This is a genomic window from Natronobacillus azotifigens (assembly GCF_026805325.1).
Lineage (GTDB): Bacteria > Bacillota > Bacilli > Bacillales > Amphibacillaceae > Natronobacillus > Natronobacillus azotifigens.
The window spans coordinates 58,593-82,786 of sequence record NZ_JAPRAT010000009.1; the positions used below are offsets into that span (position 1 = coordinate 58,593).

The 24,194-nt window shown below is 36.2% G+C and carries 20 protein-coding genes; 13 read left to right on the forward strand and 7 right to left on the reverse strand.

What is annotated here, in order from left to right; all coding sequences use genetic code 11:
• Nucleotides 1-381: 381 nt before the first annotated feature.
• A complete protein-coding gene (locus OWO01_RS06405; protein ID WP_268779608.1) occupies nt 382-1,761 on the reverse strand; it encodes a tetratricopeptide repeat protein in 1,380 nt (459 codons plus the stop codon).
• A 154-nt stretch (nt 1,762-1,915) separates the two neighbouring features.
• On the opposite strand from OWO01_RS06405, the gene mbcS reads away from it, so the two are divergent.
• The 4 genes from mbcS (at nt 1,916) to OWO01_RS06425 (ending at nt 7,785) form a co-directional block, all read left to right on the forward strand.
• Complete coding sequence (gene mbcS / locus OWO01_RS06410) at nt 1,916-3,493, forward strand: acyl-CoA synthetase MbcS (RefSeq protein WP_268779609.1); 1,578 nt, start codon at nt 1,916-1,918, stop codon at nt 3,491-3,493.
• A 658-nt stretch (nt 3,494-4,151) separates the two neighbouring features.
• A complete protein-coding gene (locus OWO01_RS06415; protein ID WP_268779610.1) occupies nt 4,152-4,532 on the forward strand; it encodes a hypothetical protein in 381 nt (126 codons plus the stop codon).
• Nucleotides 4,533-4,573: 41 nt separating this feature from the next.
• Nucleotides 4,574-6,685 carry an ATP-dependent Clp protease ATP-binding subunit gene (locus OWO01_RS06420; protein WP_268779611.1) on the forward strand — a complete coding sequence of 704 codons (2,112 nt, stop codon included), beginning with the start codon at nt 4,574-4,576 and terminating at the stop codon, nt 6,683-6,685.
• Between the two features lie 257 nt (nt 6,686-6,942).
• The gene (locus tag OWO01_RS06425; RefSeq protein WP_268779612.1) at nt 6,943-7,785 is read left to right on the forward strand and encodes a dimethylarginine dimethylaminohydrolase family protein; all 843 of its coding nucleotides are present in this window, start codon (nt 6,943-6,945) and stop codon (nt 7,783-7,785) included.
• A gap of 206 nt (nt 7,786-7,991) precedes the next feature.
• Here OWO01_RS06425 and OWO01_RS06430 read toward each other — a convergent pair whose 3' ends face one another.
• The 4 genes from OWO01_RS06430 to OWO01_RS06445 all read right to left on the reverse strand — a co-directional run bounded on the left by OWO01_RS06430 (nt 7,992) and on the right by OWO01_RS06445 (nt 10,470).
• Nucleotides 7,992-8,768: an ABC transporter permease gene (locus tag OWO01_RS06430; protein ID WP_268779613.1), complete on the reverse strand. Its 777-nt coding sequence runs from the start codon at nt 8,766-8,768 to the stop codon at nt 7,992-7,994.
• The gene (locus OWO01_RS06435; RefSeq protein WP_268779614.1) at nt 8,765-9,667 is read right to left on the reverse strand and encodes an ABC transporter ATP-binding protein; all 903 of its coding nucleotides are present in this window, start codon (nt 9,665-9,667) and stop codon (nt 8,765-8,767) included. The genes OWO01_RS06430 and OWO01_RS06435 overlap by 4 nt, the downstream gene beginning before the upstream one ends.
• Before the next feature lie 3 nt (nt 9,668-9,670).
• Entirely contained in the window at nt 9,671-9,874 is a 204-nt protein-coding gene (locus tag OWO01_RS06440) for a PLD nuclease N-terminal domain-containing protein (RefSeq protein WP_268779615.1), read from the reverse strand.
• A gap of 65 nt (nt 9,875-9,939) precedes the next feature.
• On the reverse strand, nt 9,940-10,470 hold the full coding sequence (locus OWO01_RS06445; RefSeq protein ID WP_268779616.1) for a helix-turn-helix domain-containing protein: 531 nt from the start codon (nt 10,468-10,470) through the stop codon (nt 9,940-9,942).
• 1,120 nt (nt 10,471-11,590) lie between these two features.
• Here OWO01_RS06445 and OWO01_RS06450 point away from each other — a divergent pair.
• The 9 genes from OWO01_RS06450 (at nt 11,591) to OWO01_RS06490 (ending at nt 22,633) form a co-directional block, all read left to right on the forward strand.
• Nucleotides 11,591-12,577 carry a hypothetical protein gene (locus OWO01_RS06450; RefSeq protein ID WP_268779617.1) on the forward strand — a complete coding sequence of 329 codons (987 nt, stop codon included), beginning with the start codon at nt 11,591-11,593 and terminating at the stop codon, nt 12,575-12,577.
• Nucleotides 12,578-12,595: 18 nt separating this feature from the next.
• On the forward strand, nt 12,596-12,871 hold the full coding sequence (locus OWO01_RS06455) for a hypothetical protein (RefSeq protein ID WP_268779618.1): 276 nt from the start codon (nt 12,596-12,598) through the stop codon (nt 12,869-12,871).
• Nucleotides 12,868-13,176 carry a hypothetical protein gene (locus OWO01_RS06460; RefSeq protein ID WP_268779619.1) on the forward strand — a complete coding sequence of 103 codons (309 nt, stop codon included), beginning with the start codon at nt 12,868-12,870 and terminating at the stop codon, nt 13,174-13,176. The genes OWO01_RS06455 and OWO01_RS06460 overlap by 4 nt, the downstream gene beginning before the upstream one ends.
• An 18-nt stretch (nt 13,177-13,194) precedes the next feature.
• On the forward strand, nt 13,195-14,250 hold the full coding sequence (locus tag OWO01_RS06465; protein ID WP_268779620.1) for a hypothetical protein: 1,056 nt from the start codon (nt 13,195-13,197) through the stop codon (nt 14,248-14,250).
• Nucleotides 14,251-14,392: 142 nt separating this feature from the next.
• Nucleotides 14,393-14,881, forward strand: a complete 489-nt coding sequence (locus OWO01_RS06470; protein ID WP_268779621.1) for a hypothetical protein — start codon at nt 14,393-14,395, stop codon at nt 14,879-14,881.
• Nucleotides 14,882-15,271: 390 nt separating this feature from the next.
• Nucleotides 15,272-16,867: a xylulokinase gene (locus tag OWO01_RS06475; RefSeq protein ID WP_268779622.1), complete on the forward strand. Its 1,596-nt coding sequence runs from the start codon at nt 15,272-15,274 to the stop codon at nt 16,865-16,867.
• A gap of 267 nt (nt 16,868-17,134) precedes the next feature.
• Nucleotides 17,135-18,844 (forward strand): ABC transporter ATP-binding protein, encoded by a 1,710-nt coding sequence (locus OWO01_RS06480; protein ID WP_268779623.1) that lies wholly within the window; start codon nt 17,135-17,137, stop codon nt 18,842-18,844.
• 224 nt (nt 18,845-19,068) lie between these two features.
• The gene (locus OWO01_RS06485) at nt 19,069-20,013 is read left to right on the forward strand and encodes a hypothetical protein (protein WP_268779624.1); all 945 of its coding nucleotides are present in this window, start codon (nt 19,069-19,071) and stop codon (nt 20,011-20,013) included.
• 574 nt (nt 20,014-20,587) lie between these two features.
• Nucleotides 20,588-22,633 carry a methyl-accepting chemotaxis protein gene (locus OWO01_RS06490; RefSeq protein ID WP_268779625.1) on the forward strand — a complete coding sequence of 682 codons (2,046 nt, stop codon included), beginning with the start codon at nt 20,588-20,590 and terminating at the stop codon, nt 22,631-22,633.
• Between the two features lie 52 nt (nt 22,634-22,685).
• Here OWO01_RS06490 and OWO01_RS06495 read toward each other — a convergent pair whose 3' ends face one another.
• Nucleotides 22,686-23,126 carry a flavodoxin domain-containing protein gene (locus OWO01_RS06495; RefSeq protein ID WP_268779626.1) on the reverse strand — a complete coding sequence of 147 codons (441 nt, stop codon included), beginning with the start codon at nt 23,124-23,126 and terminating at the stop codon, nt 22,686-22,688.
• 14 nt (nt 23,127-23,140) lie between these two features.
• Nucleotides 23,141-24,190: a ribonucleotide-diphosphate reductase subunit beta gene (locus tag OWO01_RS06500; protein WP_268779627.1), complete on the reverse strand. Its 1,050-nt coding sequence runs from the start codon at nt 24,188-24,190 to the stop codon at nt 23,141-23,143.
• Nucleotides 24,191-24,194 lie beyond the last annotated feature (4 nt).

The following is a 24,194-nucleotide window of genomic DNA, read 5'->3' on the forward strand; positions in this document are numbered from 1 at the left end:
GTTTCAAAGGGGTACCGAACGCTAGCGCACAGGATGGTTCAAGACACAGTCAATCGTGGAATCCCTGGAAACCTCCACTAATGGAGTTAATGGAGTTACACTTTTTACGAAGTTATTCAGAATCATCAAATCATAAGCGTTGCAACTCCTTGCAGACGTGTTTTCCTGGTTCCATGTAGGAAAAGTCTACACTCTAGTCCTGTTCTCAAAACTTGCCGTCTTGACTTGCTTGCCTCAAATTTTCCGAATTTCTGAACACGTACTATAGGTAGTATACCACCAGTGATGTTTTTTCAATCTTGATCTCTCTTATCATTGACACTAATGTAGCAACGATCGTGAAGGAAAAGATTATATTATCTTATTCCTTAGATTGAAGGTTTAGAAGGGAATAGAACGATATTTTTCTGTTTGGATAAGTAATGCTTGATAAGCTTCGGCTTCTTGTTGATTATTTGTTTTTTTCAATAAATCAATTAATGCTCGAACGACAGAAAGGTTGGTAGGGTTAAGCTCTACTTCCCATTTGAAGCAGTTCATTGCTTGCTCCCATTGTTCAAATTGGAGATATAATTCACCTAACTTTCCCTGTTGATCGGGATCTTCTTGTAATTGCTGCATCGTTTGTAATTTTGCATCAAAAGAGAGTTGTTTATGATAATGGTGGAAGGGTTCAAGCCATTCTATTACCTCGGAAATGGACTTAGACATAAGAAAAGCTTTGATAAACGGTAAAACAATTGCTTCTGTTTCTTTCGTAGAACAGTTTTTTGTTAATTGCACCAGTTGATCTTTTGGATGGTTGAAGTAATGAGCTAACAAGTGTGGATTTGCATCGTGTAACTGGGTGATAAGCAATTGATGATCGAGTTCATCTAATTTAAAAGTATCTTCCAGTACGAATTGAATATAGAAGTCCGCTGTTGCCTTTGTTAGTAACTTATTTGCAAAAACAGGAACCTGGAGTAAAGCTGGGTTTTCTTTGATTAATTCTGTATAACAGTATAACTGCTCTTCGTTCGAGTATTTCTCTAAGCCTTGCTCTACTTCATGCCAATCTTTTTGATCGAAGTTTCGTTTGAGTTGATCATAATGAAGGATAAACGCATCGATAGTACGATCTTCTTCTTGGTAAAGTGAAAGTAAACGATCTCTGTATTCTGGCTTCTGAAAACAAACGCGCTCATAAGCAAACGAGTCCATATTTTGTAACTGATCTAGATTTTGATATTTCTCTTCATAGCGTTGAAAATCAAGATGTGAGCTCATATCTTTACTAAACCGATTATCTGGTCGATGGTTGGATAAAATTTGGATTGTTTGATATGCTTTTGACATTTTTCCATTTCTGCGCAGATCATAATAGGTTTGTTTTAATGTGTCTGTTGTCATTTCTTCCGGTAAGAATTGATCAAAATAGGTGAGGATTAAACTGGATTCTATTGGTGAATATTGTTGGGCTAACTTTTTGTTAAATAGATGGAATCGCACAAGGGGAAATGTCTTATTGCTAATTAATTCATGAAGGACTGGATGATTGTTAGATAGGCAAACTCCTCTAGTAAAGGCTTGTTGAAGATAGGTACCTTGCTGAAGGCTTTGTGAATTTGCACCGTTTATATAATTATCTTTATGAAAAATGAGATAGTAAATTTCATGCTCCGGACTTATGGCTTTAATAATTTTACTTTGGTGAAAAAGACATAACTGTTCGACTTGTAGTGATTTTACTTTTTTTCCTGTTTGAATAGTTAGCTCCACGTAGACCGCCTCCTTAGATTTATGTTAATCATAACATAGTTTTATTTAAATTTTTGTGAAAAATGGAAATATTCTTTTCAAGATAATTGTAATCTGGTATAATTACAAACGACTATTACCTGATACTAAAAATGTTCAGAAAGAAGGTCAAATAATGAGAAAAGAAGATCTAATTGCACCAGAAAGCTATAATATTGCCATGGAAGTAGAGCGATATGCCAATGACCCTGATCGACTTGCACTTGTATGGCAAGATGATCAGCATAACCAAAAAGAAATTACCTATCAAGAACTCATTCACCAAGCAAATCAAATGGGAAATATTTTTCTAGAAAATGGGCTGAAAAAAGGTGATAAGATTTTAGTCATGATGCCTAGAGTGGTGGAAACATATCAAGTTTACTTAGCGGCTTTAAAGACAGGAATCGTAATTATTCCTAGTTCAGAAATGCTGCGTACAAAAGACTTAGAATATCGTATTGAGCATGGGGAAGTAAGTGGTGTTGTTTGTTATCAGTATTTTACGGATCAATTTCAAGAAGTTAAACAGTTGCCAGGTTTAAAAAAGTTTGTAATCGGGGGTAACCAAGCGGACTGGATCAATGTGGATGCAGAGAAGAAACGCGCATCGATTGAATTACCTTTGGTGGAAACGTCAAGTGAAGATCTGGCATTTTTACCATACACATCAGGTACAACGGGTAATCCAAAGGGAGTAATGCATACCCATGGGTGGGGATATGCTCACCTTCGCACAGCTGCAGCAAACTGGTTAAATATTAAAGATGGTGACAAAGTATGGGCAACCGCAGCGCCCGGTTGGCAAAAGTGGGTTTGGAGTCCCTTACTTGCTGTTTTAGGTTCTGGTGCTACCGGATTTATTTATAATGGAAGGTTTGATGCATATACTTATTTGCAACTGCTTCAAGATCAAGAGATTAATGTTTTATGCTGTACACCAACAGAATATCGATTGATGGCAAAAGTTCGAGATTTATCGTGCTATCAATTACCGAAACTTCATAGTGCGGTTTCAGCCGGTGAACCATTAAACGGAGAAGTTATCGATACATTTCTTCACCATTTCAATGTTACTGTACGTGATGGCTATGGGCAGACGGAAAGTACGCTTCTTCTTGGTGTGTTAGAAGGAATGAAAGTTAAACCTGGGTCGATGGGAAAACCAACACCAGGAAATGAGGTAGTTCTAATTGATGAGAATTGTCACGAAGTTCCAGTGGGCACGGTAGGAGATATTGCCATTCCACTTGATACACCGGCTTTGTTTAAGGGTTACTATAAAGAACCAGAACGAACGAAACAGGCAGAACGAGGCAATTATTTTATCACTGGAGATCAAGCGAAACTAGATGAGGACGGTTATTTTTGGTTCGAAGGTAGAAGTGATGATATTATTGTCAGCTCCGGATATACGATCGGTCCATTTGAGGTGGAAGATGCACTCGTTAAACATCCAGCAGTTAAAGAGTGCGCTGTCGTCGCAAGCCCTGATGAGATACGCGGGAATATTGTTAAGGCATTTGTCGTGTTACAAGAAGATGTGGATGAAAATGATGATAATTTAGTGCAAGTCCTACAAGATCATGTCAAACAAACAACAGCACCGTATAAATATCCAAGGAAGATTGAGTTTATTCATACATTGCCAAAAACATCGTCAGGAAAAATTCGTCGTGTAGAATTAAGAGAGCGAGAGCATATATCCATTTAATATAGACTATCCGTTTTGTGAGAGATAACTTCTTACAAGGCGGATTTTTTTATTATATTACTGGAGAAGGGATTCGAATTACAATAAAATCCTAAAGAACGCGAGCAAATCGAAAAAGATGCGAACAAATCATGGAGAATGCGAATAAATCGGAAAAGATGCGAACAAATCATGGAGAATGCGAATAAATCAGAAAAGATGCGAACAAAACGCGGAGAATGCGAATAAATCGGAAAAGATGCGAACAAATCATGGAGAATGCGAATAAATCGGAAAAGATGCGAACAAATCATGGAGAATGCGAATAAATCGGAAAAGATGCGAACAAATCATGGAGAATGCGAATAAATCGGAAAAGATGCGAATAAATCATGGAGAATGCGAATAAATCAGAAAAGATGCGAACAAATCATGGAGAATGCGAATAAATCGGAAAAGATGCGAACAAATCATGGAGAATGCGAATAAATCAGAAAAGATGCGAACAAATCGCGGAGAATGCGAATAAATCGGAAAAGATGCGAACAAATCATGGAGAATGCGAATAAACCGGAAAAGATGCGAACAAATCATGGAGAATGCGAATAAATTGGAAAAGATGCGAACAAATCATGGAGAATGCGAATAAATCGGAAAAGATGCGAACAAATCATGGAGAATGCGAATAAATCAGAAAAGATGCGAACAAATCATGGAGAATGCGAATAAATCAGAAAAGATGCGAACAAAACGCGGAGAATGCGAACAAATCAGAAAAGATGCGAACAAATCATGGAGAATGCGAATAAATCAGAAAAGATGCGAACAAAGTGTGGAGAATGCGAATAAATTGGAAAAGATGCGAACAAATCATGGAGAATGCGAACAAATCTCAAAGAATGCACGCAAATCCGAAATCTCGTACAAACTACTAAGGTTCGAATGTAACAAAAAATCTTACCAAAGCCCTCCCATAAAAGCCTACTCAAATCTCATAGCAAGCCGAAGAGTGAAAAAAGCAAAAAACTTGAAAGTCAGAAAAGGTCAAAGTATAATATGATTAAGGTCAAAGATGGTCAATAAATAAAGGAGGAAACAATAATGAAATGTCAAAAATGTCAAAGCCGTACTGCTACAATAAATGCTACCCTTCGAATGAATCATCATACAGAACAGTTTCACCTCTGTGAAGTTTGCTTCTCTGAATTAAAACAACAAACATTGAATCCTTCAGGCTTTTTTGGCGGCCAAGGATCTGATGGTTTTCAAGAAATGTACTCGAACGAAGCGGGTCAACAATACAAACAAGACTCGACAAAAAGAAAGCAAGGTTTATTAGATCAATTAGGAAAAAATGTGAATGATGCAGCGAAAGCGGGTTTAATTGATCCTGTCATTGGTCGCGATCAAGAAGTTAATCGTGTAATAGAAACATTAAATCGCAGAAACAAAAATAATCCAGTGTTAATTGGAGAACCAGGTGTTGGTAAAACAGCCATTGCAGAAGGTCTCGCTTTAAAGATTACCGACAAAAATGTACCACAAAAATTAATGAATAAAGAAGTTTATTTACTCGATGTTGCTTCCTTAGTTGCAAACACAGGTATTCGCGGACAGTTTGAAGAAAGAATGAAACAACTGGTTCAAGAATTGCAAGAACGAAAAAATATTATCTTATTTGTTGATGAAATTCATTTATTAGTTGGAGCGGGCACAGCTGAAGGCTCACAAATGGATGCCGGAAACATTTTGAAACCAGCACTAGCTCGTGGGGAGCTACAAGTAATTGGAGCAACTACATTAAAAGAATATCGACAAATTGAAAAAGATGCAGCTCTGGAGCGACGTTTCCAACCAGTGATGGTTAAAGAGCCTTCGACAGATGAGGCTATTCAAATTTTAGAGGGAATTAAGGATCGTTATGAGAAGTTCCATCATGTTTCATACACAGATGAGGCTATAAAAGGTGCAGTTCTATTATCTCAACGTTATATTCAAGACCGTTTTTTACCAGACAAAGCGATTGATTTATTAGATCAAGCTGGCTCTCGATTGAATTTAACGCAGAATAATGTGGATCAAGATTCGCTAGAAGAGCAACTAGCAACAATCGCTAAAGAAAAAGAAGCGGCTGCAGAAAAGGAAGATTATGAACGTGCTGCAAACCTTAGACATCAAGAATTAATGCTTGAAAAACAATTAGCAGAACAAGATGAAAAAGTTGATGTAACAGTGACCATTCAAGATATTCAAGCTATTATTGAAGAAAAAACCGGCATTCCTGTACAGAAACTGCAAACGGACGAACAATCAAAAATGCAAGGATTAGCAGAGCGTCTAGCGAAAAAAGTAATTGGACAAGAGCATGCGGTTGAAAAAGTTGCAAAAGCAATTCGTCGTAGCCGAGCAGGATTAAAATCGGCTCATCGTCCGATTGGATCCTTCTTATTCGTTGGTCCAACAGGTGTAGGAAAGACAGAGTTAACCAAGGCATTAGCGGAAGAATTATTTGGAACAAAAGAGTCATTTATTCGTTTAGATATGAGTGAGTATATGGAGAAACATTCCGTTTCGAAAATAATTGGCTCCCCACCAGGATATGTTGGACATGAAGAGGCAGGTCAATTAACGGAGCGGATTCGTCGAAATCCATATAGTATCGTACTTTTAGATGAGATTGAAAAAGCACATCCAGATGTGCAACATATGTTTTTGCAAATCATGGAAGATGGACAGCTAACGGATAGTCATGGTAGAAAAGTTAGTTTTAAAGACGCAGTGATCATTATGACTAGTAACGCTGGAAGTCAGATCAAAACGACCCATGTTGGTTTTACCAAAGACCAAAATGAGGCGATTTCAACACTTGAGATGCTAGCAGATTATTTCAAACCAGAATTTCTAAATCGTTTTGACTCCATTATTACCTTCCATCAGTTACAAAAAGAAGATTTAATCAAAATTGTGGAGCTAATGTTAGAAGAGCTTAGGGGAAACTTAAAACATCAAGGTTACCAACTCTCAGTTACAACAGAAGCAAAACAATTTTTAGCAGAAAAAGGGTACGATCCAACATTTGGTGCAAGGCCATTACGCCGTGTGATCCAAGCGACAGTAGAAGACGGGATCACGGATTTGCTATTGGAAGAAGAAGAACTTGAATTAATTAAAGTAACCGTTGAACAAGATGAAATGATAGTGAAAAAAGGATAAAATATCTGAAAAGCGACACCTTAAGAGGTGTTGCTTATTTTTTGTAAGAAGAAATCGATTGAAAATGATTTGTTATCAAATAAATGTGGTAATGTTTGTAGAACCTAGAACTACAATACTTCGTAAACCGAGAATATATATGGTGATATGCATTATAAACGATAATTTCATGTAGGGATGTCTGACTACAATAAATGATTTAAAGTCAAATCTGCTATACTAAGTAATTAGATAGAAAAGAAAGGGAGGTCATATTGATGTCTGCAGAAACTCAAATTGCATGTCATACTGAATATGATGTATTAAAGAAGGTAATTGTCTCACCACCTACATACATGGAGATTAGCGAGGTTATTAATGAGACACAAAAGGTTTATCAAAGTGAAAATATCAATACAAAGATTGCCGAGGAACAACACGCTGACTTTGTAAAAACGATGCAAGACCATGGGGTAGAAGTTATTGAAATTGAACCGAAACCAAAGCTTAATGAACAGGTTTTCACTCGTGATATCGGTTTTACGATTGGTGATAAAGTTCGAATTGGAAAAATGGCAAGTAAAATTCGACTAGAAGAAATAAAGTATTTTAAAAACCTATTGGAGGAACACAACATCCCTTATCAAGACGAATTGATTGATTCGATTGAGGGTGGAGATGTGATAATAGATCAAAACATTATCTGGGTCGGGATCAGTCTAAGAACAACAAAGCATGCAGTAGCAAAATTACAAGAAATATTACCAGATTATCAAGTGATCGACCTGCCATTAGCCGAAGGGATTTTACATCTGGATTGTACGTTCAACGTAGTTTCTCCTGACTTAGCATTAGTTTATCGAGGTGGTTTATCAGAAACTGATATGGACAAAATTCAAAGCCACTATGAAGTAATTGAGGTAGGAGATGAAGAACAATTCACCTTAGGAACAAATGTGTTATCTATTGGTAATAAAAAATTGATCAGCTTGCCAGAAAATAAATGCGTGAATCAGACGTTAAGAGAAAAAGGGTTTGAAGTGATTGAAGTAGCTTTTAATGAAATTATTAAATCAGGTGGCTCGTTTCGCTGTTGCTCCATGCCAGTTGAAAGAAAATAAAATTCTCTAACTAATGAAAATCCGAACGAAAATTCAAACTTTGCATTCGTTCGGATTTTTGATTATCTCAGAGCAACCTTCCGCTTCAAAACAACAAGAAAGTCAAAGTTGTTTAAGTGAGAGTAACGGACGCTAGCACCCCGAATAGATGAACGAACAATCAGTGGGGAAAATACTTAAAAATCTCACTGATCAGGTTCACTTTATTAAGCTAATTCTTTCTTTTGAAAGGTAAAGAATGATAAAAACAGTAAACCAATACTGAGTACGATCGTCACAAAAGCTGTACCCCATAGCTCACTTGGTATACTCCCGCTCTTATGTAGCTCAAGAATATGACTGCTTAAGCTGTTCGGGAACCAAGTTAAGTGATGGGAGAAGATACTATTGATAATCGACATTCCAATTAAGGTACCCACACTGACTGCTGCAACGAGACCTGGATTTTTTAATAACGTACTATAAAAAATTGTTAGTGAAACAACAAATACAAGCCAAAAACTATAGAAAATCACGGTAAGTAACCAGTCAGTAAACGGAATGGTATCGAATAATAAATTAACATAATACCAACTAACAAGCATTCCAATGATAAAAGCGGTTAGAAATAGTTTGATTTTCGCTAACCATTTTGCTGTGATATAGATCGGGTATTTTACTGGCTTTACTAAGACAAGTTCCGCAATCCCACTTTTTCGTTCTCCAGCAATTGTTCCCATTGTTAGAAGGATGATGATTAACACACCAAACATACTAATTTCCGAAAGACTCATCATCAATACCTCTGGTGCTGGAAGCTCAGGTATTTCAAATACCGCACCTTCTGGTAATCCTCCGACAGAGTCTAGGATAATCGGCATATAGTAAGTAGTCAAAGGGTCCATAATGGAAAGGAAGATAAATACAACAGGAACCCAAATCCAGCTGAAATTACGCCAGTATTCAAGAAATTCTTTTCTCATAATCGTCATAAACTGCTTCATTTGTTTACCACCTCCATGAACATGTCCTCTAGTGTGGTTTTGCTGACAGAAAAATCTGTTAGTGCCCAGTTTTCTTGAGTAACTTTGGTTAAAATGGCTTGTCGTGCTTGCTCAGTATCATCAACAAGACATATAATTCCATCGCGGTTGGCAGTAACTTCACCAATACCAGGTAAGGCTTTTAATGCTTCTAACTGCTCTTCTTCAAATGTTTTGAATGCTAATTCAATTTTGGCAGATTGATATTTATCACGTAAAGAAGCTAAGGAACCTTGTTCCAAAATTTCTCCATGATGCATTACCAAAAGTGCATCACTAATTTCTTCGGCATCAGTTAAAATATGTGTCGAGAAAAGAACCGTTGTATCTTCTTTTAATTCCTCCATTAATGTTAACACTTCTCGCCGGCCAATCGGATCAAGAGAGGATACTGGTTCATCTAACATAATCATTTTTGGCTTATGAATCATTGCTTGAGCAATGCCAAGTCTCTGTTTCATTCCTCCCGAATATTTACCAACTTTTTGGTTTCCTACATTGGCAATACCTACGCGTTCTAAATAGTATTCAGCTCGTTCTGTTGCTTCTTGTTTCGTTAAGTGTGCCAATTGTCCAACATAAACGAGGAACTCTTTTCCTGTCATCCATGAATGAAAGACCGGATATTGCGGTAAGTAGCCAATATACGATCGAATATCAGCACCAGGTTCTGCTCCTTCAAAAGTAATGCTACCACCATTCGGTTTTAATAAACCGGATAACATACGCAATGTTGTTGTCTTTCCCGCACCATTTGCACCTAATAAAGCAACACAGTTTCCTTTCTCTAATGAAAAAGAAATATCTTTCACAACAGCTGTTCGATCAAATTTCTTTGTTAAGTTCTGCACATGAAACATCTTTTAATCTTGTCTCCTTCCGATAATGAAAAATAAAATAGGCCCAACTAAATTCGCAAGGATAATAATCAAAAGCCAAACCCATTTAGGGCCTTTTGTCTGATCGGTTTTAACCCATGCGATTAATGCAGCTATCATTAAAATGAATTGCAGAATGAAGAGTGGCAATAGAAGTTCCAGTAATTCTCCTACTTCAGCAAGTTCCAACTTATCACCTCCTTGTAATAAACACCAACTCTGTACACTATCCAGTTCAGGATTCTCATATGAGATTAGGAATCCTTTCTTTTCGGGATAAAGGCAGTAGCCATTGTCACTGTGCTTCGGTCTTCTCGACGTTCGAATTGATATTTCATGATTAATTGTTGATAATCTTCTAGAAATTTTTGTTTTTCTTGATCGTTTAGTTGAAGTTCTAGTAGATGATAACCAAAAGCATCTTCGTTATAATTAATGTCTTCTTTCAAATAATCTTCCATAAGTCGAAGTACGTTTGTATAGTATTTAATAAAGTATTGTAAATGTTCCTCATTACTAATACTTTTGGCTTCCTCTTCAGAAAGAAAACTTTTTTGTGGATCTAATGAATATGTCCTCTCCGTTACCCCACGAATTTTTTGCTCACTTTGAACAAAAATAATTTCATGTTTTTTGAGCACATTTAAATGCCGATACATTGTTGCTTGTGGAACATCTTTTATTTCCATCAGCAACTCTTGAACGGTTAATGATTGCCCCGCCAATGCTTGAATAATTTTCATTCGAACTGGATGAAGAAGTACATCCGCTTTTGATTGCACCATGTAAAAACCACCTAAATCATGTTGTTTATTATCAAAAATGATAATATAATTCAAGTAAACTACACTATCTATATTTTGTCAATAAGAAACTAATTTTATCTAAAAAATAAGCTAAAAAAAGATAAGAGTTATTTTAGGAATAAAAAATCAAATGAGTAGATTCGAAGATCAATCAACTGTTTCTATTTAACAAGTATTTAAAGCAGTTGAGCACCAGAATAGTCAGATGGATGTACTTGCAGATTACTTCTTGTTGCAAAGTAGGTAGAACAACTAATAAATTAAGATCAGTAAAAAACTTGATCAGAGAGTTAAATCGTTAACTGTTATAGAGACAGTTTTTTAATGTCTAGCAAACGTCCGCAAGCTCTATTCTCCAGACAAAATAAATTGAAGTTATCTAAGAGGAGAGAACATGTGGTATATAGTCAGGGCTTGAAGGGTATTTAGGTCTTCTTTTAGGCTAATAATCACTTGGAGAAACGAAATCTCAGACTGATCAAAATTTCACATGATCTCCATTGATTCGCTTCAATTGTAACTTTTCTATTTTTTCTTTGCTATTGATTTCGCAGGTATCTCATAAGCATTCAGTTCATTTTTCAGTACTTCTTTTAACCTCTCCTTAATATGATTAAGTTGGTAAGGTTAAATGTCCATGGAACGTCATAATTAAAAAAATGAAGTTCAAAACTTTCCATATGTCCGAAATCTTTTCAGAAAAATTGAAAAATAGTTATTTCCACTCATTTTTTAAATACAGCATCAATTACCTAATAATATATAAATGATCAGCGTGGATGTTTAAATAGATAACAATAGGAAGTTTGACAGAGAATAAAGCCGTTATTTTTAGTATTGTCGGTACTTACACTTAACTATTCTTGAAGTTAAAATTAAATCTCAAAGTGATTAGTGATTCTTTTTTACTAGAATATATCACGTGCGAAAACATGACGAAAAGCCTATTTTTCTTTTTTGGTCAGATGAAAATATTGACTTTTAATAAATAATCTTTATAATCTAAACTGCAATTCGGGGTGTATGCATTTTACATTTGCAATGAAATAGTTGGAACGCTTTTAGCGTTCAAATTTAAATTAGTTAGGAGGGATTCATAGTGATTAGTACATTTGAGTTAATTAAGAAGACGTTGCCTTTTATTTGGTTGAGAATTGGGATTTATGCAATCATGTCACTTCTTTCATTTATTTTAGTTATTGGTGTATCTTGGATAGGATGGCGTGTCATCGTTTCTTTTGGAGCAAATGCCTTTACCTTTACGGTGTTTATTTTCTTGTTAACCTTACTTGGTGGCTTTGGGATTATGAGGTGGATTGAACGTTATTTTATTTATCTTGTGAAGGCTGGTCATGTCTATGCAATGACTGAACTGATCGACAAAGGTGAACTGCCAGAAGGAAAAGGTCAAATTGCTTTTGCAAAAGATGAAGTTGTTCGAACGTTTGGTAAGACATCGGTCTTCTTTGGTGTCAATGTATTAGTTGATGGTGCGGTTAGGCAAATTCAAAGGTGGTTAATGAAAACAGCGAATTTTTTATCTTTTATCCCGAATATTCACCGTTTGATGGGGATAATCTCCAAAATATTAGGTACAGCTATTCGTTATGTTGATGAAGCGGTACTAAGTTATACGATGCGTTTTGGAGAAAATGGAAAAAGTGTGTGGAGAAATTCAGCTGATGGTGTTGTTTATTATGCGCAAAGCTGGAAAGGCATGCTTAAATCAGCTGTAATTATTGTTCTTTTAACATGGGGAACTTTCTGGGGAACATTTTTCATTACCGCTAATGTGATGTCTTTGATTGTCACGTTTGAAGGAGATTACGCGATTCTGAACATTCTACCAATACTTTTTGGTTTTTTTCTAGCATCAAATGTAAGAAAGGCGTTTATTGACCCGATAGCAACTGCAATTATGGTGAGGGAATTCCATAAAAATGTTGAGAATCAGGAGCTTAAAATGGATCTAGGTAAAAAACTATACAATGTGTCGAATAAATTCAGAGAGTTCTTCAAAAAAGACAAGGAAGAAGCAAATGTGGATGCAGCATCAGTTGATGAAGCGGAAGAACCAAGTGTTTAGATTAGATGGTGAAGAAAAATGTTACGTCGATTATTAAGATATATTGTAAGAATGGAAGCTTCCATATTTGTTAGTCGAAAAACAAGACCTTTTTTTCGTCGGATGGAAGACAGTGTAATAGAAAGTGATCAGAGGAAACTGAGGACCAAGTTAGTCAAAAACCATCCAAAGACATTGGAGAACACGGATAAGAGCTGTACAGGAAGTAGACAACAAGAATCAGCAGATCCTAACCAAGCAATTATTGAGCGATCGAAAAAATTACGAGAACAGAAGAGAGGAAGCGGGTCATGATTAACTTTATTTTTCGTATTTTACGTGTACAATCGTATATGAGTGGAAGAAGAATGTTATTATCTAAACTCGGATTAAACAATCATCGAAACCGGACCCGTACTTCTTACCATAAAAATGTAACACGTCGTAAAAAAGTAAGTAACCAAACTACTCCCGAATATAATCCTTATGATGAGAACCTTCAAGAAGAGAGTGTTTCACAGAGGGATACGGTATACAAGGAAGCGAAGCAATTAAATAATGCAACGGCTTCTACCAATCAAAATTCGGAGCGTGAATATGAGGATAATCCTTATGGATAAAAAGGGGGCAGAAATACAATGAAACAATTGCTATCACTATTGGTTTTGTTAGTTCTTCTAACTGGTTGCATCACAATTGGAGACGATGAAGAAGGTAGCGCAAATGAGCAAGACAATGATAATACAGAACATGTACAAGAGAATACGGATCGAGAAGAAACCGATCATAATGATGAAGAGGCAGACGAATTAGAGGAAGATGAGCGAGAAGAAGAAGTCGGGGAACCAACATTTGAAGATGAGTTGAGACTTTTTGATGTGGACACTATTTATTTGGAATTAGAAGAATATGGGTATGATTCTGATCAGCAAATCGCTTTTGAATATAATAACATCTTATTTGTAAAAGCAGATCTCGTGGCTGAAATAGCAGAAGTAGATATTGAATACGATAATAACTCTAATTATGCCGAATTCTTTGAGGGTTCTGGAAATGTTAGTTTTGATACAGAATATGATGAGCACGGTGGGATCTTAGAGTTAGGTGAAGCTTATTTGGATTGGATTGATCGTTATGTTACCCGTTCTACCGATCATCCAGATGAATATAATTTGATCGAATATGATGGGGATTTGTATGTGTCTTATCGACTATCCAGTTACTTTTTCAGCACACCACTTCGTTATAACAGACAGGAAAAAGCCTTAACAGTTAATGGAGCATTAGATACAGAGAATGTAACTTCCTATTGGTATGAACACAGAAATTCATCGATTTCTACGGATTCCGCTTATGTTACTCACCGCGGAGAGAACTATGAAGAAGTAATTTTATCTGTGGAGTTAAATTCAGCGAGAAGAGAGCTTATAATTCATGGCGATCATAAACTTGCTAAATTTGAAGGCGTCCTATATAGCGTAGGGCAAGCAGATAAGGATATAGATGTTAAAATACTGGTCACTGGTGTAGATGATGTAGAGCGTACACTCGATGAGTTTACATTGGAACCAGGTGAAGTGAAAGATCTAGAATTAGATTTGAGCGGCTATAATATAGTTAGGTTTGAAGGAAGAACAAGTGTAGGGGGAAGTCAAGGAGAGAATCGCCTAGCTATAGCAGGTGAAGTGCGTTAATCTTTATAGATTATAGTCTGATTTAGAACTTATCCTTATCATAAATCTAGATTCAATAGAATAGCTGAATTAAGGATACTTATTATTCTCCCTAAAAAACCTTTCCTTCTGAGAACATTCGCAAAACTATAGGAGAGGGGTGATGAAAATGATGAAAAAACGATTCCTCTTCTTATCATTAACTATTCTGTTTATAATAACAGCTTGTAGTAATCCAGTGGCAGATGAATTAGAGGTCTATATTAATGAAGAATTATCATCGTTAGCAGATTTAGAAGAAGAAGCAATTTACGAATATAACAGTGTTACAGGTGAAAATTTCACAGATGATGCCGATATGTTTTATCATATTCAAGATGTTGTTTTGCCATTGTATGAAGAATTTGTTAGTCAATTAGAAAGTATCACATTAGAGAGTTCAGAAATAAGAGATGTTCATGAAATATATGTGAAAGCAGCTAATACACAATCTAATGGATTGTTAAAAACCTTATTTGCCTTAGAGTATCAGGATCATGATATGATGCTAGAAGCAAATGATATGTTATCGGAAGGGAGAGCCGGAATTAGGGAATTTCACGGAGAATTAGAAGCGTTGCTAAATAATCATAATCTTGATTATGAAAAATAATACTGTTTGAGAATAGCACTCTACTACTAGTAGAGTGCTATTTCAATCGGATGCAGTAGAATAAAAAACTTTCGATAGTATTTAGAATAAGTAAGGAAGATCAACTGTAAAACAAATAACACGTACGGACATTTTTTATTGACCTTTACACAGACCAAATGATATGATTATCATGTGTATAGCGTTTACATTACATATTTAATACTGTTTTCTTTGAAATACAACCGAATGCGAAATTAAGTTTCTTTGATGATAAAGTAGTTGTACCGACAAGTGAACACATTTACAGGTATACAGAAAGCGCTTACTAACTTAATTTGGATGAAAAATGGTTTTCCTGAACAATATTCATAGATGGATTTAGAATTCTTAAAATAGGAGGAATATGAGATGAGTGTTAATGTGAAAAAATCAATTGAAAGTGGCAAAACTGTACTTGGTATTGAATTTGGTTCTACACGAATTAAATCGGTACTTATCGGAGAAGATAACGTACCGATCGCTTCTGGTAGCCATGACTGGGAGAACAGTTATGTAGATAATAGGTGGACGTATAGTTTAGAAGATATTTGGGGTGGATTACAAGATAGTTATCAAAAGATGGTTGACAACGTAAAAGAACAGTATGGTGTAACATTAAAGACAGTAGGATCGATTGGATTTAGTGCAATGATGCACGGTTATATGGTCTTTAATAAAGAAGAATTACTGGTTCCTTTCCGTACGTGGAGAAACAATTTACAGGAACAAGCTTCTACCGAACTTACAGCGTTGTTTAATTATAATATTCCTCAAAGATGGAGCATTGCTCACCTGTACCAAGCGATCTTGAATGGTGAAAATCATATTACTGATATTACTTTCCAAACTACATTAGCTGGTTATATCCACTGGAAATTGACTGGAGATAAAGTTCTCGGGGTTGGTGAAGCATCTGGTGTGTTCCCAATCGATTTAGATACAAAAGACTATAATAAAAAAATGATTGCACAGTTTAATGAAAAGGTTGCTTCAAAGCACTTACCTTGGTCTCTAGAGGATATTCTACCTAAAGTTCTAGTTGCAGGTGAAAATGCTGGAACGCTTACGAGAGAAGGAGCAAAACTTCTTGATCCTAGTGGGGAGTTAAGTCCCGGAATCCCACTTTGTCCTCCAGAAGGAGATGCCGGAACAGGGATGGTTGCTACAAATAGTGTGGCCAAACGTACTGGTAATGTTTCTGCTGGAACTTCAGCATTTGCTATGGTCGTTTTGGAAAAAGATTTATCGAAAGTACACCCGGAAATTGATCTAGTTACAACACCTACTGGTAACTTAGTTGCTATGGCACATTCAAACAACTGTACTTCAGACTTAAATGCCTGGGTTGGTATTTTTAAAGAATTTGCTAATGCAATGGGTATGAAAGTAGATATGAATAAAATGTATGGTACATTATTTAATGAAGCACTTAAGGGTGATCCGGATGCAGGTGGATTATTATCTTACGGTTACCTATCTGGTGAACACGTGACCCATTTTGAAGAAGGCCGTCCTTTGTTTGCACGTTCTTCCAATAGCCAGTTTAATTTAGCTAATTTCATGCGTACGCATTTATTTACTTCATTCGGTGCAATGAAAATTGGAATGGACATTTTAATTAAAGAGGAAAAAGTTCAACTAGATGAGATATTAGGTCATGGAGGTTTGTTTAAAACAGAAGGTGTAGGTCAAAGTATTTTAGCGGGCGCACTAAACACTCCAGTTTCTGTTATGGGAACTGCTGGGGAAGGTGGCGCATGGGGTATCGCGTTGCTTGCAGCTTATATGGTAAATAAAGAAGCTAACGAAACGTTAGATGACTTCTTAAACGACAAAGTGTTTGCAGATCAATCGGTGAAAACGATCGCACCAAACCCTGAAGATGTTAAAGGTTTTGAAGAATATATTAAGCGTTACAAAGATGGCCTTGCAATAGAAAGAGCTGCTGTCGATAATCTTAAATAATTTGATTGAGACGACAGGAGATTTGATTCTCCTGTCGTTTTTATGTGCAATAATTGTTTAGGAAATATTCTTTGCTTGTTGAACTTAATGATTACCCGGGAAATAATTTGTCAAAATAGTACACCGTAATGTATGTTTCTCGTTACTTGTTCAAAGGCAATTTGCTTGTCTCGATCCAGGACTAGTTATATAATGGATATCGATTATGAAAACAATGAATCTTCTCTATATAAGAAGTAGGTTCGGGCAAAAGGGGAGATCATTTATATGTTGTCACGCTTTTTTTCTTATTACAAACCCTACAAAGGGTTGTTTTTTCTTGATTTTGGATGTGCAGTACTTGTCGGTTTACTTGAATTGGCTTTTCCTTTAGCAGTCAATCAAGTGATTGACCGCCTATTGCCAGAAGAAAATTGGGCAATTATCTTTTGGGCATGTGTCGGTTTGTTACTTATTTATGCGTTAAATACGTTTCTACATTTTGTTGTGACGTATTGGGGACATATGCTCGGAATAAATATTGAAACAGACATGCGTCGCAAACTCTTTCAACATATGCAAAAACTATCATTTGGTTATTATGATAATAGTAAAACGGGTCATTCGATTTCCCGTTTAACAAAAGACTTAGAAGAGATTGGTGAGGTAGCTCATCATGGGCCTGAAGATGTATTTGTTGCGGTAATGACTCTAGTAGGATCGTTAATCATTATGTTAACGATTAATTGGCAATTAGCGTTAATTATTTTTGTCGTTGTTCCACTTATTGTGATTTTGGCTATTTATTTTAACAAGAAAATGACGATTACATTTCGAAGAATGTTTCGCGATGTAGCGGATATTAATGCTCGCGTGGAGGACAGTATTGGTGGAATACGTGTCGTAAAGGCATTTGCGAATGAAGATTATGAACAAAAACAATTTGCGAAAAATAACGCACAATATCGAAAAACAAAACTGTCTTCCTATAAAATCATGGCGCAGAATGTTACAGCGAATTATATGTTAATGCGTTTAATTACTTTATCAGCACTCATGTTTGGATCGTGGTTTGTGATTGGAGATACGTTATCACATGGAGAATTTGTTGCTTTTATTTTACTTACGAACATTTTAATTGGTCCAATCCAAAAGATTAATGCCGTTATTGAAAGCTATCCAAAAGGAATTGCTGGTTTTAAACGTTATTTAGAAGTATTGGATACCGAACCAGAGATAGCAGATGCGAAAGATGCAGTGGATTTAACCCTTTCAGGTGCTATTCACTATCATGATGTTACGTTCGGTTATAAAGGTTTGGAAAAGGTATTGAAGCAGATTAATTTATCAATATATCCAGGAGAAACCGTGGCATTTGTCGGTCCATCAGGAGCAGGAAAAACGACATTATGTAGCTTGTTACCACGTTTTTATGATGTGGATGATGGAGCAATTACGATCGATGGTGTGGACATCAAAGAAATTAAACAACAATCGTTGCGAAATCAAATCGGAATTGTTCAACAAGATGTGTTTCTTTTCTCGGGAACGATAAAAGAAAATATTTCTTATGGGAGATTGGATGCAAGTGATGAGGAGATTATTGCTGCAGCCCGCAAAGCTCGACTAGATGATTTTATCGAGAATCAACCTGATGGACTAGAGACAGTCATCGGGGAGCGAGGTGTGAAATTGTCTGGTGGCCAAAAACAGCGCTTATCTATCGCGCGAATGTTTTTGAAAAATCCACCTATTTTAATTCTTGATGAAGCGACTTCTGCATTAGACACCGAAACAGAAATTGCGATCCAACAAGCATTGGCTGATTTGTCAAAAGGACGAACAACTCTAGTCATTGCCCATCGACTAGCAACGATTAAGCATGCTGATCGCATTGTTGTAGTAACCCCTGATGGAATAACAGAACAAGGGAAGCATGAAGATTTAATCAAAAAAGATGGCGTGTATAGTCGTTTGCATCATGCACAATTTGGTTAATCGTTATGAGGAAATGATCACATACTAGCCAACACTATGAGATAACTTGAAAGATGTTGTATAAAACAAAAATGAAGCGTACTAAATCATTGATTTGGTATGCTTTTTTGTACTCTACCCCAATTTACGACGTGTTATACGTTACTAATAGCAGGAGATTATCAAACAGAGCTAGAAGTTATCTTTACAAAATATGTGTTTTTAATAGAATCGGGGGAATGTACATGGAACAGTCTACTTACTTGTTTGAAAAAACGGGCAATTGGATTAAACGTAATGCTAGACCACTAGAATCTGCCCTGTGGAGATACTATTTTGAGGAAGGTTCAAAACAGGAGGTCATTGTATTTTTGGAGGCGTTTCAAAATGAGGATGGAGGTTTCGGGAATGGATTGGAGCCAGATTTTTGGTTACCAAAATCCTCAGCAATTGCAACTTGGACAGCGGCTAAATTATTGTATGAATTGGATATACAAGCAAATGTGCCAATCGTTCAAAAATTAATCGCCTATCTTGTTAAGACATATGATGACCAAGCCGGTTTATGGCATACGATTGAGCCGGAAACGAACGATTTTCCTCATGCACCTTGGTGGAGTTGGAAAGAAGGTGTCCAGAAAAATTGGATGTATAATCCTAGTGCAGAACTAGCAGGATATCTCATTCATTGGTCTCAGAACAATCCGGGAGCAGAGCACATTGGCTGGCTTTGTATAGACAAGGCACTCTCTCGTGTAATGGAAGTGGATGAAATGGACTTTCATGAAGTGAATAATTATCAACAATTAGTAAAAGTGCTTAAAACTAATCAAACAAAACTTGAACAGAAAACTGGCTACGTATTTTCAGAAGTTCAGGGGCAGGTATTAAGATTAGTTGAGCAAGTTATTGAGTATGACCCATCCAAGTGGGGAGAAAGTTATCTCGCCTTACCACTCGATTTCATTGATTCAACTGATCATCCCTTATATAAAAAATGGAAAACAACTGTTGAAGAGAATATTGTTTATTACTTAGGTGTATTAGATGAAGAGGATATTTGGGATATTTCTTGGGACTGGGGGACATATCCAGAAGTGTTTTCCGTTGCTCGTACGTATTGGAAAGGAATTCTAGCCGTTCAAAGGTGTAAGCTATTTCGGGAATTCGGATTGTTAAAGAAAGATTAAATCCTTGGATTTTTACTAAACCTACGATTTGGACTTTCGTTCTTTAACAGATTGGAGGAAATCTTAAGACCAAGATCATGTCTGATTACTCATGTAGATTTAGCAACCTTACTAAGATAAACCGGGAAACCAACCATCAGACCCAGCTGTTATACTAAAAAATCTTTTGCATCTATTTAAAGATAAAACATCTAACCTAAAAATATCGCCATAAAGCTAATTACTTTTGTTATCTTATAAGAGAAATCAGGCAAACCACCGCCCGGTCCTTTAAGTTCTTTGTGCACAGCATAAAACGATGATAGAAAACGTACCGCTATGGAAATACATTACGCTCTCCATGTGCAAATATTTAGGATGAGGTAAGTAATCGCAGTTGAAGTGTGAGTCTTATGGACGGTTGCTCTGGGATAAAAATAATTTATGCTATTTCTTTGAAAAGAAAAACTCCATCTATATTGGGTGATGATGGAACGATAAGAATAAATATGCATGATTAAACTCGTGCTCCCCTCTACAGTTTTTGTCGAACCTTGTCGATAATATAGGTGAATAACAAAAAGGAGGGGAAGAGATGAAATTAAAAAGTAGTATCCAAAAGAAAATTTTAGTATTTATACCTATTGTAACTATAGGATTTATCACTTTAGCACTTCTTAGCTATTTTTTTGCAAGAAACGAGCTAGAAAACCAGATAGCTGAGAAGATGAATATATTATCAGATGAGGTAATTCAAGAGATTGATGGACAACTTATTCGTCACCAAAGGATTGGGGAGTCTTTAGGTGGCGTTGTCCAAGCAACTGGAACAGAGTTTGATCATAGTGATTATGCGCGATTATTTGAAGAATTACTTATGATCAATGAGGATACTTTTGGTTTAGGTGTTTGGTTTGAACCATTTGGTTATCATGAAGATATTGAATATTTTGGCCCATATAGTTACAAAGATGAACAATCGATTGTTTTTACCAATGAATATGAAAATAGTGATTATGATTATCCGAGTCATGATTGGTATCAAGATGGTGCTAATTCGGGAGATGTTACCTGGACAACACCTTATTTTGATGAGGGATTAGGAACGACACTAATTACTACAAGTATTCCGTTTTATCAGCCATCCGGAGAATTTGCAGGAATTATTTCTAGTGATATCGATATTGGAAACTTACAATCGATTGTAGCTTCCATCGATACTGGGACTAGTGGTACAGCCTTTTTACTAGGTCCAAATCGAGAATTTATTGTTGACCCTGATGGGGAGACAAACCTAGAACTAACTATACAAGAGGATGAAGAACTGTACCAATTAAATAATGCATTAGACCAGAATGCGACGGGTGTATTGCAAAATCAACTATCCATTGGGGATGCCCATATTTATTATCAGCACATTCCGAGAACAGATTGGTCACTAGGTCTAATCATTCCAGATCGAGATGCATTTGCATCGTTAAATCAATTGCTAATCCAGATGATTAGCTTGTTAGTGATCCTCGTTTTCGTATTTGTTATGGTTGCGCTTGTCATGGCGAGAAGGTTTACTAAACCTATACAATTATTACATGTTGAAGTTAGTAAAGTTGCTGCCGGGAATTTATCGGCTCAATTGCAGCCAACTACTACGGATGAGATTGGGGCATTAACAGAGAACTTTAACCTGATGGTAAATAACATCCGCGAACTTGTTGGCTCTGTGTATACGTCTATTCACACCGTATCTGATGCTACCGAGCAATTAAGTTCGGTTGCAGAAGAAACAACTGCATCAAGTGAAGAAATAAATCGTGCCATGAGTGAAGCGTCAAAAGGAGTGAGTGAGGCGGCTAATTATGCAGAAGAAACCAATCAACAAACAGTTGATTTATCTGCTCAATTATCGAACTTGGTAACACAAACGGATCAATTAAAATCCTATTCCACTAAAGTGCAAGAACTTAATTCACAAGGTGTAAACCAAATGGCGGAATTGAAAGATCGCTCAGAAGAATCAACCAAGCTTGTTTTAACTATAGAAGATGTTATTCAACAATTGTCTAACCGAATGACGGAAATAGGCACCATTGTAAAAACTATTCGTGATATTTCCGAGCAAACGAATTTGCTTGCGTTAAATGCTTCCATTGAAGCTGCTAGAGCTGGTGAACATGGGAAGGGGTTTGCTGTTGTGGCGGAAGAGGTTCGTAAATTAGCAGAAGAAACTTCTTCAGCGACAGAGAATATTAGTCAAACCATCTCTTTGGTACAAGAGACTTCAACAGAAGCCGTTGGACAGATCGCTGCTACAAAAGATATTGCTAATGCACAAAATAAAGCTGCCGTAGATTCATCGCAATTATTTTCAAGTATATCGTCAGAAAACGATCGAATGATTACAGCGATTAGCTCGATTGGAGAAGATATTACCAATATCGACGCTTATAAAGATAATGTAGTTTCATCCATTAGTAATATCGCTGCAATTTTACAACAAACTGCCGCATCAACAGAAGAAGTGAATGCTTCTACAGAAGAACAACTTTCTGCATTAAAAGTGATCACAGATTCAGCCGAAAACCTTCAAGAAGCTGGAGAAAAACTAGAAAAACAAATAAAACAATTTTCATTAGAAGATTAAATAGAAAAAGGATTGGTAGCTGATAACTACCAATCCTTTTTCTTATCTTTATTTAAACTGTTACAAGCGGGGTGACTAAACGTTGACAAAAGGTTTTAACTTTGGCTAAATCCTCTGATTGTGGCAAGAGTTCAACTTTTAAGGTCACCGCTAAATTGGTGTGAACATAGAGCATATCTCGAAATAAATCCACCGCTCCGCAGAAGTAAGGATAGAAACTATCTCCAGTACCAAATACTCCCGTAGTCACGTTTTGAAAGTCTCTCGTTTCAATGGTGAAAAATAGTTCGTCCATTTCAGGCGGTATATCTCCATTTCCCCATGTGTACGTTCCGATTACAATCGTATCATAGCAGGATAATTGTTGATAATCGAGTTCATTAATCGGAATAAGATCTACGTCGATTTTATTTTGTCTCATTTCAAGTTCAATTGCTTCTGCTAGTGTAACGGTATTTCCTGTTATAGAGCTATAAATAATTGCTGCTTTCATTGGTATCTACCTTTCTACAATTCGTCAAATCCGTTCGAGGAAGAGACTTTTGTATAGGTGCGAGATTTTTGTTCAAAGAAATCTGATTTTGTTTCATTCAGCATTTCATCACTAAAGACATGAATCCATGCCATTGGATTCGTCCGTTCCTCATAATAATTATCTAAGCCAATTTGTCGTAAACGTTTATTTGCTAGATATTCCACATAATGATGAAACTCATTCAAATCAATACCTTTTATGTCTTTTAGAATATAGTCGGCCCATTCTTTTTCTAATGATACAGCTTGGTCAATGGTTTGGTATGCGAACTGAATATTTTCATCGGTATTTAATTCAGGATTTTCAGTCAATAAAATACGAATGAATTGTGAGATAAAGTATGCATGTTGCATTTCATCTCGCTGAATATAGCTAATCATTGTGCTTGTTTTCAGCATTTTTTGTTGACGTGCAAGGTGATAGAAAAAGGCAAATCCTGCGTAAAAATAGATTCCCTCTAAATTAATCGAGTTAATCGCAAGCTCGAATAATCGCTGTGGCGTTGGATCTTGGTGAAAAGCATCATAACTTTCTAGAATGAGTTGATTTCTTTTTTGAACTACAGGATCATCTTTTGCTTGATCAAATCGCTCGTTTTGTTCTCGTAAAGGAACGAGTGAGCTTAAAATATATGAATATGATTCATTATGCACAGCTTCTTGTTGTGAAATTACGGCAAAAATTGCTTTAAAGCTTGAGTCGGTCACGTAATCCATAACATGTGTCATTGTTGGAGTTTGTAAACTATCAAGCGATGCTAGTTGTGTATTAATTCGTAAAAAAACATCGCGCTCGACATCTGTTAGTTGATCCCATTGTTTGATGTCATCTTGCATATTTATTTCTTGGGCTTTCCAAAAATTTGATAGTAATGTTTGATAGAGATCATACATTTGTGGGTAGGCAATGTCGTTCCAATTTAAAAGACCAGATGATTTTCCGTTAATAATCCCAGTTGACTTGTTTGGATACGTTGGATTTAATAATTTTATTTTCTTTAATGGTTCATTTGTTTGAGTCATTGAT

Coding starts and splice junctions, on each gene's coding strand:
- mbcS (WP_268779609.1), top strand. CDS start 1,916: ATGAGAAAAGAAGATCTAATTGCACCAGAAAGCTATAATATTGCCATG.
- OWO01_RS06415 (WP_268779610.1), top strand. CDS start 4,152: ATGCGAATAAATCAGAAAAGATGCGAACAAATCATGGAGAATGCGAAT.
- OWO01_RS06420 (WP_268779611.1), top strand. CDS start 4,574: ATGAAATGTCAAAAATGTCAAAGCCGTACTGCTACAATAAATGCTACC.
- OWO01_RS06425 (WP_268779612.1), top strand. CDS start 6,943: ATGTCTGCAGAAACTCAAATTGCATGTCATACTGAATATGATGTATTA.
- OWO01_RS06430 (WP_268779613.1), bottom strand. CDS start 8,768: ATGAAGCAGTTTATGACGATTATGAGAAAAGAATTTCTTGAATACTGG.
- OWO01_RS06435 (WP_268779614.1), bottom strand. CDS start 9,667: ATGTTTCATGTGCAGAACTTAACAAAGAAATTTGATCGAACAGCTGTT.
- OWO01_RS06445 (WP_268779616.1), bottom strand. CDS start 10,470: ATGGTGCAATCAAAAGCGGATGTACTTCTTCATCCAGTTCGAATGAAA.
- OWO01_RS06455 (WP_268779618.1), top strand. CDS start 12,596: ATGTTACGTCGATTATTAAGATATATTGTAAGAATGGAAGCTTCCATA.
- OWO01_RS06460 (WP_268779619.1), top strand. CDS start 12,868: ATGATTAACTTTATTTTTCGTATTTTACGTGTACAATCGTATATGAGT.
- OWO01_RS06465 (WP_268779620.1), top strand. CDS start 13,195: ATGAAACAATTGCTATCACTATTGGTTTTGTTAGTTCTTCTAACTGGT.
- OWO01_RS06470 (WP_268779621.1), top strand. CDS start 14,393: ATGAAAATGATGAAAAAACGATTCCTCTTCTTATCATTAACTATTCTG.
- OWO01_RS06475 (WP_268779622.1), top strand. CDS start 15,272: ATGAGTGTTAATGTGAAAAAATCAATTGAAAGTGGCAAAACTGTACTT.
- OWO01_RS06480 (WP_268779623.1), top strand. CDS start 17,135: ATGTTGTCACGCTTTTTTTCTTATTACAAACCCTACAAAGGGTTGTTT.
- OWO01_RS06485 (WP_268779624.1), top strand. CDS start 19,069: ATGGAACAGTCTACTTACTTGTTTGAAAAAACGGGCAATTGGATTAAA.
- OWO01_RS06490 (WP_268779625.1), top strand. CDS start 20,588: ATGAAATTAAAAAGTAGTATCCAAAAGAAAATTTTAGTATTTATACCT.
- OWO01_RS06495 (WP_268779626.1), bottom strand. CDS start 23,126: ATGAAAGCAGCAATTATTTATAGCTCTATAACAGGAAATACCGTTACA.
- OWO01_RS06500 (WP_268779627.1), bottom strand. CDS start 24,190: ATGACTCAAACAAATGAACCATTAAAGAAAATAAAATTATTAAATCCA.